This window comes from Paenibacillus sp. FSL R10-2734 (assembly GCF_037963865.1).
GTDB lineage: Bacteria > Bacillota > Bacilli > Paenibacillales > Paenibacillaceae > Paenibacillus_AQ.
The window spans coordinates 1,260,590-1,272,890 of the sequence record NZ_CP150170.1 but is presented as its reverse complement, the minus strand read 5'-3'; the positions used below and the strand labels follow the sequence as shown (position 1 = coordinate 1,272,890).

Here is a 12,301-nt window from a genome sequence, read left to right as displayed (position 1 = left end):
AGCTGACAATGATTAAGCTGTTACTTCTTGAGTCATACCTTCTATCAGAATCTGCGCAACCTCAGGCCGCGTGAATTCAGGCGGTGGACATTGTCCATCACGGAGTAAAGCCCGTACCTTCGTACCCGACAACGTCATATGATCGTTGCTAGGATGAGGGCATGTTTTACTTGAAGCCATATTTCCGCATTTTTTACAGAAGAAGCTATGTTCAAAAAATAATGGAGTAATATCAAGCTCCTCCACACTAAAATTCGAGAAAATTTCCTGTGCCTCGTAAGTACCGTAGTAATCACCTACACCAGCATGGTCACGTCCGACGATGAAATGGGTGCAGCCGTAATTTTTGCGAACCATGGCATGGAAAATCGCTTCTCTAGGGCCTGCATAACGCATCGCCGCCGGGAAAACACCAAGAAAAGTACGATCTTCAGGATAATAGTTCTCCAAAAGCGCTAGGTAGCTCTTCATCCGTACATTTGCCGGTACATCATCTGACTTCGTCTCACCAACAAGCGGATTCAGGAATAGAGCGTCTACAACCTCCATAGCACACTTCTGAATGTATTCATGCGCACGATGGACCGGATTGCGTGTCTGAAAGCCTACAACCGTTCTCCAGCCCTTGTCAGCAAATATTTTACGTGTATCCGCAGGATCAAAATAAAATTCTCCGAACTTCTCAGGCTGTGGACGGTTCAAGACAGTAATCGGTCCTCCAACATAGGTTGCTGGACGGGCCAACAGCTTGCTCACGCCTGGATGTTCAGGGTCTGTTGTTTTGAATACATTCTGCGCTTCAATCGCTTGATCAACAGTATAAATACTCTCAATATCTAATAAACCATAAATCTTCCCGTCATCTTCACCGATTAGAGAAACTTTATCCCCAATAGATAATCCGGCTGCCACATCATCTTCTACAGCAAGTGTTATTGGAATACTCCACACTGTGCCATCTGCTAAACGCATGCTTTTTACTACTGAATGATAGTCTTGCTCTTTTAAAAAGCCAGTCAGTGGCGAAAATGCACCTACAGCGATAAGATCCAAATCGGATAAAGTCCAAGTGTTCACTGTAATTGACTTGTTGTCACGGGCGAGTTGAAGCAGTTCTTCTCTTTCAGTACCCTCTACTACACGGTTAACCAAAGTTCCGCCATGCGGACGTATTGAAGTCATCTTAGTCTCTCCTTCTATGTTCCCACAGGGATATATCTTACTTGTGCAATCCGCACTCTGTCTTCTCTGATCCAGACCAACGTCCTGCACGAGGATCTTCACCAGGCATAACCTGACGAGTACATTGCTCACAGCCGATACTTGGATAATTACGATCATGTAGAGGGTTATAGATTACGTCATTTTCACGAATATAGTTCCATACATCCTCAGTCGTCCAATCCGCAATAGGATTAAACTTCACTAAACCAAATTTATAATCATACTCAACCTTTTTAGAATTTGCACGGGTAGGCGCTTGGTCACGACGAATTCCAGTAATCCAAGCCTCATATTGAGATAGAATACGAGTCAAAGGTTCTACTTTACGAATTCCACAGCATTGGTTAGGATCAACTGTCCATAATGTTTCACCGTATTGAAGTGCTTGCTCCTGCGTTGTGATTTGTGGAGACACACGTACAAACTCTAATCCGTATTTGTCTGCCATCAAATCTCTGGTTTCGTAGGTTTCCTTGAAATGATAATCTGTATCGAGATAAAAGACGTCAGTAGATGGACTAACTTTGTGAAGCATATCAACAAGCACTACATCTTCGGCACCAAAGCTGCAGGCAAAAGTAATGTTAGGAAATGTTTCTACTGCCCAGCGGATAATTTCCTCGGGTGAAGCACTTTCTAATTCTTCGGCCTTTATTCTGATCAAATCTTCTTTCTCGAGCAGGTTCATTAAGGTATTCCTCCATCCAAAATATTAATCGTATGAATAAATGAGGTAAAAGAAGTAATAAAACCAACTATTTCTATATGAAATAGTATATAACTTTTACTGAGGAAGTCAATGAGTTTCATCCCTCAAAATTAGTAAATGGATGCAAAAAAAGCTCATTTCTTATTCGAAAGGGCTTATAAAAAAATAAAACCCTCGACCATAAAGGCCAAGGGTTGAATTTGATAAATATTAACGTTTCGAGAACTGAGGCGCACGACGTGCTGCCTTCAAGCCGTATTTCTTACGTTCCTTCATACGTGGGTCACGAGTCAGGAAGCCGGCTTTCTTAAGCGCACCGCGATATTCAGGGTCAACTTTAAGCAATGCACGGGAGATACCGTGACGAATTGCTCCAGCTTGACCGGAAATGCCGCCACCATGTGCAAGAACGATTACATCGTAGTTGCCTAGTGTTTCAGTCAGGTTCAAAGGTTGTTTTACGATCATTTTCAGTGTTTCCACACCGAAATATTCGTCCATCTCACGTTTGTTAATGACAATGCGTCCTTCACCCGGTACAAGGCGAACACGTGCTACCGAATGTTTACGACGACCTGTCCCATAGTATTGTACTTGTGCCATGAAACTGTCCTCCTCTATTCTTATCCGCGAAGTTCGTAAACTTCAGGTTTTTGTGCTGCATGTGGATGCTCAGCGCCTGCATATACTTTCAATCTCAGCTTCATGTGGTCCCCTTGACGAGTCTTAGGAATCATACCATGAACAGCGAATTCAATTACGCGTTCTGGTTTAGTATTCAGCAAAGTTTCAGCATTAGTAACTTTCAAGCCACCTGGGTGCATCGAGTGACGGTAGTATTTCTTGTTTTGCAATTTCTTACCGGTCAAGTGAATTTTCTCAGCGTTGATTACGATAACGAAATCTCCTGTATCAACGTGTGGAGTGAATTGCGGTTTGTGTTTGCCACGGATCAAAGCAGCGGCTTCGCTGGCCAAACGACCGAGTGTTTTGCCTTCGGCATCAATAATGTGCCAATTGCGTTCAACTTCGTTCGGCTTCGCCATATAGGTGGTACGCATGAATGTTTCCTCCTTGTTCTCGTACGAAAATCTTCTGTTTCGTATATCTTGTTTCTCATTGAATTACAATTATGTGAGTTAAGCAAAGCATTTTTTTGGCATTTCCTTGATCGGGGCTGTGGGATAGCCATCAAGAAAACACAACTTTTATATTACAGTATAAACATAACAAGTGCAAGTGATTTTTAAACATTCAGCCTATTATTTAGGAAGAAATTTATAGAAAAAAAGGTTCACTTTCAGACTCGTCATATTCTACACTCCACAAAGCCAACCCCTTGGCCATAGCTGTCGGACCAGCAGCAGAACGATCACATGCTGCCAATATCTCAGCAACATCATCAGCATGTATTTTACCTTCCCCCACATGGATCAAAGTCCCCATAATAATGCGAACCATATGCTGAAGAAATCCACTACCCGTTATAAAAGTTTGGATCACTCCCTGATCTAAAGTAGAGGGTCGGCACATGCTGCGGTCTACTTCCATATGAGCTTCAAAGATCGTCCGTACATGAGATGTCTTAGTAGACCGACGTGAAGCAAACGAAGTGAAGTCATGTGTCCCTAAAATATGCGTTAAGCCTTGCTGCATAGCAGGAATGTCCAACTTCACCGGATGATGAAGCTGCCAGCGCCGCTGAAACGGATCTGGAAACCTGTTGCCATTAATCGTGTATCGGTAAGTTTTACGCTTAGCTCCTCTACGAGAGTGAAACGTCAGCGGTACTTCCCTAGCCTCAGTAACCACGATATCTTGTGGCAGCCGGGCATTAAGCGCCAGACACCAACGTTCAAGTGGGATTCGAGAGGAGGTCGTAAAGTTAAAAGGCTGACCATAGGCGTGTACTCCGGCATCTGTGCGGCCAGAAGCAGTAATCTTAAGCTCCTCACCAGTCAGATGAAGTATCGCTTGCTCCAGCCGATCCTGAATCGTATTGCCCTGAGGCTGGGTCTGAAAGCCATCATAATTTGTTCCGTCATAATTGACCTTCATCAATAGATTACGCATTCCGTTCTCCTTTTTAAACCGTTCAGCAGAAACGTCGATCGAAGCACTGTCTGATCTTAATCGAGAGGAAGAAATGGCTTTGCCGTCCCTAGAAGGACGGCATCCATTAACACTTCACTCCATTACTTCAAAAAAAAGAGCCCCTGCGGGAGCTCCTTCAATTGAACCAAGGTGATTCCCACGGTTATTGGTACAGCAGAGTCTTGCGCCTCTGCAGCACAATAACGCTGATATTTCCCCCATCTTTACTCCAAAGAGGGCCGGATGAAAGGGAATCATCGGAAATCAATACTTGTGATACTACGCGCGATCTACTAATTCAAGATAGACCATAGGCGCAGCGTCGCCACGACGAGGTCCCAGTTTCAGGATACGAGTGTATCCACCTGGACGCTCTGTGTAACGAGGAGCAATGTCAGAGAACAATTTTTGAATTGCATCTTGTTCACCATCAACAGTCTCGCGGCGAACAAATGCAGCTACTTGACGACGAGCATGAAGATCACCTTTTTTAGCTTTAGTGATCAACTTTTCAGCGATAGAACGAACTTCTTTCGCTTTAGCTTCCGTTGTTTGGATGCGCTCGTATAAAAACAGATCCGTTACCATGTCGCGAAATAACGCTTTACGCGCACTGGAATCACGGCCCAATTTTTGGTATGCCATTGTGTTTTCCCTCCTTTACTAAAGCAATCTGTAGCTATTCTTCTGTACGGAGACCCAAACCAAGTTCCTCAAGCTTTTCCTGAACTTCTTCCAAAGATTTACGACCAAGGTTACGCACCTTCATCATATCTTCTTCAGTCTTCGTGGTAAGCTCTTGTACGGTATTAATACCAGCACGTTTGAGGCAGTTGTAGGAACGAACAGAAAGATCAAGCTCTTCGATTGTCATCTCAAGTACTTTTTCTTTTTTGTCTTCTTCTTTTTCAACCATAATTTCGGCGTCTTTCGCTTCGTCCGTAAGACCTACGAACAGTACGAGGTGCTCGTTCAAAATTTTGGCTCCGAGGCTTACAGCCTCTTCCGGTCTAATACTGCCATCTGTCCAAATTTCAAGCGTCAATTTGTCGTAGTTGGTCACTTGACCAACACGTGTATTGTCTATGCCGTAGTTAACGCGTGAAATAGGAGTGTAGATGGAGTCAACCGGGATAACACCAATTGGCTGATCGTCGCGTTTGTTCCGATCCGCTTGGACGTAGCCGCGACCACGCCCTGCAAAAATACGCATGTGAAGTCTCGCACCAGGTCCCAGCGTTGCAATGTGAAGATCCGGATTCAGGATCTCAACATCGCTGTCCGCACGGATATCACCTGCGGTAACGATGCCTTCCCCTTCGGCATCAATCTCAAACACTTTTTCCTCGTCTGAATGAATCTTCAGGGACAAGGCTTTAAGGTTCAGAATGATCTCCGTCACATCTTCCATTACGCCTGGAACGGTCGAGAACTCATGCAGAACGCCGTCAATTTGGACCGAAGTCACTGCGGCTCCTGGAAGCGAAGAAAGCAATATCCGGCGAAGCGAATTCCCCAGAGTCGTGCCATACCCACGTTCCAACGGTTCAACTACGAATTTCCCATAGGTACCTTCATCATTAGCTTCTACGGTCTCAATCTTCGGCTTTTCGATTTCTATCACGAGTTTACCCCTCCTTCAACGTCGCTCCTATATGAAACTGTCACCCCATCAGGTGCATCATGTAGTATGCCTAAACACCTATTATTAGCAGATGTGTCAGAATTATACCACATTCACAATACTGATTTCACTATACGCGACGACGTTTCGGCGGACGGCATCCATTGTGAGGAACCGGAGTTACGTCTTTAATAAGGTTAACTTCAAGCCCTGCAGCTTGAAGGGAACGGATGGCTGCTTCGCGGCCCGCGCCCGGTCCTTTAACCATAACCTCAACCGACTTCATGCCGTGCTCCATAGCTGCTTTAGCTGCTGATTCAGCTGCCATTTGCGCTGCGAATGGAGTCGACTTACGGGAACCTTTAAATCCTTGGCCGCCGGAGCTTGCCCAGGAAATTGCATTTCCGTGAGGATCTGTGATGGTAACGATGGTGTTATTGAACGTGGAACGAATATGTGCCACGCCGGATTCGATATTTTTACGGTCGCGACGTTTAGTACGTACGACTTTTTTCGGTTTAGCCATTGTCTCTTATCCCCCCTTATTATTTCTTCTTGTTTGCTACCGTACGACGCGGGCCTTTCCGGGTACGGGCATTGGTTTTAGTACGTTGACCGCGAACAGGCAATCCACGACGGTGACGAACACCGCGGTAACAGCCGATCTCAGTAAGACGTTTAATATTTAAGGAAATTTCACGACGCAGGTCACCTTCAACCTTAACCGTTTTGTCGATCGTTTCACGCAGTTTGCTGACTTCATCTTCCGTCAAATCACGGACACGTGTATTAGCGCTAATGCCTGTTTCATTAAGAATTTTCTGAGAAGTCGTTTTACCGATTCCGAAAATATAAGTCAAGGCGATCTCAACGCGTTTGTCACGTGGCAAATCCACTCCAGCTATACGAGCCATTTTACGCTACACCCCCTTCTTAACCTTGTTTTTGTTTGTGTTTCGGATTTTCGCAAATCACCATAACAGTCCCTTTGCGGCGGATTACTTTACATTTCTCGCAAATGGGCTTTACAGAAGGTCTTACCTTCATGTTAATTACCTCCTCAAAGTTTTGCGAAGCAAAACTTTTTTCGTAGTTCCCATCTATTTACGGTAAGTTATACGACCTTTTGATAAATCATAAGGCGATAACTGCACGACCACTTTGTCTCCGGTCAAAATACGGATAAAGTGCATCCGCAATTTACCGGATACATGGGCAAGTATTTGATGACCGTTCTCAAGCTCAACCTTAAACGTTGCATTTGGCAACGGTTCAAGGACAGTACCTTCTACTTCAATGACATCTTCCTTAGCCACAGTTAGTCTCCTTTCTCATCAGCACTTATTCCGGTGGGTCCAGAATACTTCATGACTGCGTAACGCAGCTTTCCGTTTGTTACCCGCCCAGTTTCTTCCAAACTGTTCACAACCTCACTGCTGATGAAGGGTATGAGCTCAAGATGAAGAATATTCTTCTTCTTTGGCCCATCAAACTTACGTTTGTCTCCATCTGCAATGTATACAAATCTGCTATCAACAACTGCGATAACAACGGCTGCCTCTCCGGCATCTTTGCCTTTGAGAATTCTCACTAATTGACCAACCTGCGGGCTGCTCACAGTATTCAAGTGGAGATCACCTACGCATTCAGTTTTGTGAAAATTTCCATGCCGTCCGGAGTAACTGCTACTGTATGCTCAAAATGAGCACATAGCGAGCCATCAACCGTAACGACAGTCCAGTTATCTTCCAGCGTTCTGACATGTCTCTTTCCTACGTTTACCATCGGCTCAATCGCGAGTACCATACCCGGTTTCAGACGTGGTCCGCGGTCCGCTATGCCATAATTCGGAATTTGCGGTTCTTCATGCAGTTTTGCCCCAATGCCATGACCAACATACTCACGTACGACTGAGAAACCAGCCTCTTCGATGTATTGCTGGATAGCATGGGAGATTGTAAACAAGCGCACATCCGGCTTAACTAACGCCAGTCCCGCGTACAAGGAGCCTTCCGTAACGTCCAGCAAACGCTGAGCCTCTTCGGAAATGCTGCCCACACCGTAGGTCCAGGCGGAATCACCGTGATAACCGCGGTACTCTGCACCGATATCCAGCGTTACAATATCGCCTTCGATCAGTTTGCGTTTACCTGGAAATCCATGCACTAATTGTTCGTTGACTGAAGCGCAAATGCTGGCAGGAAAACCGTTGTAGCCTTTGAAAGACGGCACAGCACCTTGACTGCGAATGTATTGATCGGCGATTCTGTCGAGATCACCCGTTGTAATGCCAGGCTCAATGGCCTCAGCAATAAGACGATGACTCTCGGCAACAATTCGACCAGCTTCCCTCATAAAGGCAAGTTCCTGTTCGGATTTACAAATGATCATTACGTTAACCTCGCAATAAAGATACGATTTCAGAAGAAACGACGTTGATTTCGTTTTCCCCATTTACCTGACGCAAAAGACCTTTATTATCATAAAACGCAAGCAACGGCGCTGTTTTATTATCATACTCATCCAGACGCTTGCCTACACTTTCTTCGTTGTCATCCGGACGTTGATACAACTCACCGCCATCAATGTCGCAAATGCCATCTTGCTTCGGCGGGTTGAAGATTAAATGGTAGGATGCCCCGCAAACAGTGCAGATACGACGTCCAGTAAGACGCGCCATCAACAGTCCACGGTCAACATTCAAGTTGATGACATGATCCAAAGATGTATTCAAGCGGCTAAGAATATCATCCAGCGCTTCCGCTTGCGAAAGAGTTCTTGGAAAACCATCCAATAGAAATCCTTTTTCGCAATCGGACTGCTGCAGCCGTTCTTCAACTATACCAATGGTCACATCATCTGGCACAAGCAAACCTTGATCAATAAATGATTTGGCCTTCAATCCTACTGGAGTCTCCTGTTTGATTGCCAAACGGAAAGCATCTCCTGTCGAAATATGAGGAATACCAAACTCTTTAATGATTTCTGCCGCTTGTGTTCCCTTGCCTGCCCCAGGAGGGCCCATGAATAAAATGTTCACGATTTCTCTCTCCCCCCAAAAGTTCGCCACCAAGCAAGAAACAGCACAATAGGTGCCGGGAAGTAACAATCTTAAGCTTCACCGGAACCTATCGCCTATTTATTGATGAAGCCTTTGTAATGGCGTTTGATCAATGAGCTTTCGATCTGCTTCATTGTATCCAATGCCACTCCGATTACGATTAGCAGTGAAGTACCACCAATCTGAACCTCACGAGGCAATCCGGAAAGGGAGCCAAAGAATACAGGTAATACAGATATTACTGCCAGGAATAGTGCGCCGGACATCGTTAGCCGAGACATCACTCTGGTTAAATATTTTTCTGTAGCTTTACCTGGACGTATTCCTGGAATATATCCGCCATTCTTCTTCATGTTATCAGCCATTTGCTGCGGGTTCATCTGAACAAACGTATAGAAGAACGTAAATCCGATGATCATGACCACGTAAAGAACCATACCGAGCGGCTTATCATGAGCAAGATTATTGGAAATCCATTTAGCCCATTCATGGGTTGACCAGAAGCTCGAGATTACAATTGGAAACTGAAGCAGTGAAACGGCGAAGATAACTGGAATTACACCTGCCGCATTAATCTTGAGCGGGATATGTGTATTCTGTCCACCGTACATTTTGTTGCCGACTACGCGTTTGGCATATTGTACAGGAATCTTACGAATACCTTGTTGTACAAAGATAACCCCCACCACAATCGCCAAAATCACAATCAGCACAATAACGACTTTAAGAATATTCAGGAACACTTGGTCCGGCTGAATAAAGTTTGAGTTAGCCGTACTCGTGATATATCCCGGAATGGCGGAGACGATTCCCGCAAAAATCAGGATCGAAATCCCGTTCCCAATTCCCTTTTCGGTAATCTGTTCACCAAGCCACATCAGGAAAGAAGTACCAGCCGTCAAGATAATGGCAACCAGCAAGTAGTCAGCAAATGTCGCATTCGGCATCATTTGAGTTCCATAAATCCGGTTAAACCCTATCGACGTAGCAAAACCTTGGATCAGGGCCAAAATCACAGTACCATAACGAGTGATTTGCGCTAGTTGTTTTTTACCGTGCTCCCCTTGTTTAGCCCATTCAGCAAACTTAGGAACAACATCCATCGACAGCAATTGCACGATGATGGATGCTGTAATGTACGGATAAATACTAATCGCAAATATCGAGAAGTTTTTGAGCGCTCCGCCCGAGAAGGTGTTCAAAAGTCCCATCAAAGCGTCACCGCTCTGATTTGCTGTTTCCAGTACATCTTTGTTCACACCAGGAACCGGTACAAACGAACCGATACGGTAGATAATCAGAATGAACAAGGTAAACAGGATCTTTTTGCGCAAATCTTCCACATGCCAGATATTCTTAAGCGTCTTGAACATTAGATCACCTCGGTTTTACCGCCGGCAGCCTCGATTTTCTCTACCGCAGATTGAGAGAACTTATTTGCTTGTACAGTCAATTTAACGGTTAACTCACCATTGCCGAGAATCTTAATGCCGCTTTTGGAATTCTTGACAACACCAGTTTCAAGTAACAACTGCGGAGTCACTTCAGTTCCTTCTGCAAAGCTATTCAGATCATCAAGGTTCACAATCGCATACTCTTTACGGGTAGGATTAGTGAAACCACGTTTAGGCAGACGACGATAGAGCGGATTTTGTCCACCCTCGAAGCCCGGACGAACACCACCGCCAGAACGTGAGTTTTGACCTTTGTGACCGCGACCGGAAGTTTTACCATTTCCGCTACTTGGTCCACGACCAACGCGATTGCGTTCTTTTCGGGAACCAGGAGCCGGAGCAAGTTCATGTAACTTCATCGTTTGCACCTCCTTATGTTTGTTAATTTATGCGAGGCGATTAGCCTTCAATTTCAGTTACAGATAGCAAGTGACTCACTTTATTGATCATTCCGCGAATTGCAGGACTGTCATTGTGAACCACTGTCGTGTTGAGTTTACGCAGGCCGAGCGTCTTAACAGTAACACGTTGTGTTTCTGGACGTCCGATTACACTACGTACGAGGGTAATTTGCAATTTTGCCATTGACGTTCCCCTCCTTAACCGCGCAATTCTTCGACAGATTTGCCGCGAAGTTTCGCGACCTCTTCAATGCGTTTCAGACGGGAAAGTCCCTCCAAAGTTGCATTGACCATATTCATGGAATTCGAAGAACCCAGTGATTTTGTCAAAATGTCGCCAACGCCTGCCAATTCCAATACCGCACGAACTGGACCGCCAGCGATAACGCCAGTACCCTCTGATGCTGGTTTCAGCAACACGCGTCCTGCGCCGAAGTGGCCAGTAACGAGATGGGGAATCGAAGTTCCTACGATTGGAATGTGAATCAGGTTTTTCTTGGCGTCTTCAATGCCTTTACGGATGGCATCCGGAACTTCGCCGGCTTTACCGATTCCAGCACCAACGTAGCCATTGCCATCGCCCACAACAACGAGTGCACTAAAGCTGAAACGGCGTCCGCCTTTTACAACTTTTGCTACACGGTTAATGTGTACAACTCTTTCTGTCAGTTCTAAACTGTTCGGATCTACACGCAAGTCGTTAACCTCCTTTTAAGAATTATTCTAGAATTCAAGACCAGCTTCACGAGCTGCGTCAGCCAATGCTTGAATCCGTCCATGGTACAAGTAACCTCCGCGGTCGAATACGACCACTGCATAGCCTTTTTCTTTAGCGCGCTCAGCGACCAATTGGCCAACTTTCGCTGCAGCTTCAACGCTGCCGCCATTACCGATGTTAGCGCTCAGTTCTTTATCAAGTGTAGAAGCGGATACGATAGTAACCCCTTTAACATCATCGATCAGTTGAGCGTAGATGTGTTTCGAAGAACGGAATACGTTCAAACGTGGACGCTCAGTAGTTCCCTGGATCTTCTTACGAACACGCAGGTGTCTTTTGAGACGAGCCTTGTTTTTATCTTCTTTTGTAATCATGACTTCCCTTTCACTCCCTTCAGTTTGCCGTAAACAGCTTCACTTTAAGATGCACGGGGTATCTTACAATTAAGTTCAAACTGGTTATTTCTTCTTACCAGCTTTACCTTCTTTGCGGATGATACGCTCGCCTTCATATTTGATACCTTTACCTTTATACGGTTCTGGCTCACGAACGGAACGAATTTTAGCAGCGTATGCGCCAACGCGTTCTTTATCGATACCTCTAACGATGATCTTCGTGTTCGCAGGAACTTCGAACTCGATACCTGCTTCCGGTGTAATTTCAACCGGGTGGGAGTAACCAACGTTCAGAACGATTTTATCTCCGGATTTGCTTGCACGATATCCGACCCCAACCAATTCCAGAGATTTCGAGAAACCTTCAGTCACGCCTGCTACCATGTTGTTGACAACGGAGCGGGTTGTGCCGTGAAGTGAACGATGCAATTTGTTATCCGACGGACGAACAACGGTAATTTCGTTATTTTCAACTGTAACCTTCATGTCTTTATGAAGCTCACGAGTCAAAGAACCTTTTGGACCTTTTACTGTAATAACGGCGTTGTCCAAAGTGACATCTACACCGCTAGGTACTGCGATTGGTTTACGACCAATACGAGACATGTGTTGCACCTCCTT

Annotated in this window: 20 protein-coding genes; all 20 read right to left on the bottom strand. The window is 45.2% G+C overall.

The window, feature by feature from the left end; all coding sequences use genetic code 11:
• Positions 1–12 precede the first annotated feature (12 nt).
• Positions 13–1,182 (bottom strand): sulfate adenylyltransferase, encoded by a 1,170-nt coding sequence (gene sat, locus NSS67_RS05730; protein ID WP_339318693.1) that lies wholly within the window; start codon positions 1,180–1,182, stop codon positions 13–15.
• A gap of 37 nt (positions 1,183–1,219) precedes the next feature.
• Positions 1,220–1,912, bottom strand: a complete 693-nt coding sequence (locus tag NSS67_RS05725; RefSeq protein ID WP_339318692.1) for a phosphoadenylyl-sulfate reductase — start codon at positions 1,910–1,912, stop codon at positions 1,220–1,222.
• Between the two features lie 231 nt (positions 1,913–2,143).
• A complete protein-coding gene (gene rpsI, locus NSS67_RS05720; RefSeq protein ID WP_025706574.1) occupies positions 2,144–2,536 on the bottom strand; it encodes a 30S ribosomal protein S9 in 393 nt (130 codons plus the stop codon).
• A gap of 20 nt (positions 2,537–2,556) precedes the next feature.
• Positions 2,557–2,994 (bottom strand): 50S ribosomal protein L13, encoded by a 438-nt coding sequence (gene rplM / locus NSS67_RS05715; protein WP_036680589.1) that lies wholly within the window; start codon positions 2,992–2,994, stop codon positions 2,557–2,559.
• A 217-nt stretch (positions 2,995–3,211) separates the two neighbouring features.
• Entirely contained in the window at positions 3,212–4,006 is a 795-nt protein-coding gene (truA, locus tag NSS67_RS05710; RefSeq protein ID WP_339318691.1) for a tRNA pseudouridine(38-40) synthase TruA, read from the bottom strand.
• Positions 4,007–4,306: 300 nt separating this feature from the next.
• Positions 4,307–4,672 (bottom strand): 50S ribosomal protein L17, encoded by a 366-nt coding sequence (rplQ, locus tag NSS67_RS05705; protein ID WP_019908254.1) that lies wholly within the window; start codon positions 4,670–4,672, stop codon positions 4,307–4,309.
• 34 nt (positions 4,673–4,706) lie between these two features.
• Positions 4,707–5,651: a DNA-directed RNA polymerase subunit alpha gene (locus NSS67_RS05700; RefSeq protein WP_036680585.1), complete on the bottom strand. Its 945-nt coding sequence runs from the start codon at positions 5,649–5,651 to the stop codon at positions 4,707–4,709.
• Between the two features lie 130 nt (positions 5,652–5,781).
• Positions 5,782–6,177 (bottom strand): 30S ribosomal protein S11, encoded by a 396-nt coding sequence (gene rpsK, locus NSS67_RS05695; RefSeq protein ID WP_019908251.1) that lies wholly within the window; start codon positions 6,175–6,177, stop codon positions 5,782–5,784.
• 19 nt (positions 6,178–6,196) lie between these two features.
• Positions 6,197–6,565: a 30S ribosomal protein S13 gene (gene rpsM / locus NSS67_RS05690; RefSeq protein WP_036680583.1), complete on the bottom strand. Its 369-nt coding sequence runs from the start codon at positions 6,563–6,565 to the stop codon at positions 6,197–6,199.
• A 19-nt stretch (positions 6,566–6,584) separates the two neighbouring features.
• Entirely contained in the window at positions 6,585–6,698 is a 114-nt protein-coding gene (rpmJ, locus tag NSS67_RS05685) for a 50S ribosomal protein L36 (protein ID WP_003322638.1), read from the bottom strand.
• A 53-nt stretch (positions 6,699–6,751) separates the two neighbouring features.
• Entirely contained in the window at positions 6,752–6,967 is a 216-nt protein-coding gene (gene infA / locus NSS67_RS05680) for a translation initiation factor IF-1 (RefSeq protein WP_036652996.1), read from the bottom strand.
• Positions 6,968–6,969: 2 nt separating this feature from the next.
• A complete protein-coding gene (locus tag NSS67_RS05675) occupies positions 6,970–7,278 on the bottom strand; it encodes a KOW domain-containing RNA-binding protein (RefSeq protein ID WP_339318690.1) in 309 nt (102 codons plus the stop codon).
• Positions 7,279–7,289: 11 nt separating this feature from the next.
• Complete coding sequence (gene map, locus NSS67_RS05670) at positions 7,290–8,042, bottom strand: type I methionyl aminopeptidase (RefSeq protein WP_042192159.1); 753 nt, start codon at positions 8,040–8,042, stop codon at positions 7,290–7,292.
• A 4-nt stretch (positions 8,043–8,046) separates the two neighbouring features.
• Positions 8,047–8,691 (bottom strand): adenylate kinase, encoded by a 645-nt coding sequence (locus NSS67_RS05665; protein ID WP_339318689.1) that lies wholly within the window; start codon positions 8,689–8,691, stop codon positions 8,047–8,049.
• Between the two features lie 95 nt (positions 8,692–8,786).
• Entirely contained in the window at positions 8,787–10,085 is a 1,299-nt protein-coding gene (gene secY, locus NSS67_RS05660; protein WP_339318688.1) for a preprotein translocase subunit SecY, read from the bottom strand.
• A complete protein-coding gene (gene rplO / locus NSS67_RS05655) occupies positions 10,085–10,525 on the bottom strand; it encodes a 50S ribosomal protein L15 (RefSeq protein ID WP_339318687.1) in 441 nt (146 codons plus the stop codon). Before rplO ends, secY begins: the two co-directional genes overlap by 1 nt.
• Before the next feature lie 40 nt (positions 10,526–10,565).
• A complete protein-coding gene (rpmD, locus tag NSS67_RS05650) occupies positions 10,566–10,751 on the bottom strand; it encodes a 50S ribosomal protein L30 (protein ID WP_036680567.1) in 186 nt (61 codons plus the stop codon).
• 14 nt (positions 10,752–10,765) lie between these two features.
• Positions 10,766–11,263, bottom strand: coding sequence for a 30S ribosomal protein S5 (gene rpsE / locus NSS67_RS05645; protein WP_036652980.1), 498 nt, complete (start codon positions 11,261–11,263; stop codon positions 10,766–10,768).
• A gap of 27 nt (positions 11,264–11,290) precedes the next feature.
• Positions 11,291–11,659, bottom strand: coding sequence for a 50S ribosomal protein L18 (gene rplR, locus NSS67_RS05640; RefSeq protein ID WP_042131220.1), 369 nt, complete (start codon positions 11,657–11,659; stop codon positions 11,291–11,293).
• An 84-nt stretch (positions 11,660–11,743) separates the two neighbouring features.
• Entirely contained in the window at positions 11,744–12,286 is a 543-nt protein-coding gene (gene rplF, locus NSS67_RS05635) for a 50S ribosomal protein L6 (protein ID WP_283909220.1), read from the bottom strand.
• Between the last annotated feature and the right edge of the window lie 15 nt (positions 12,287–12,301).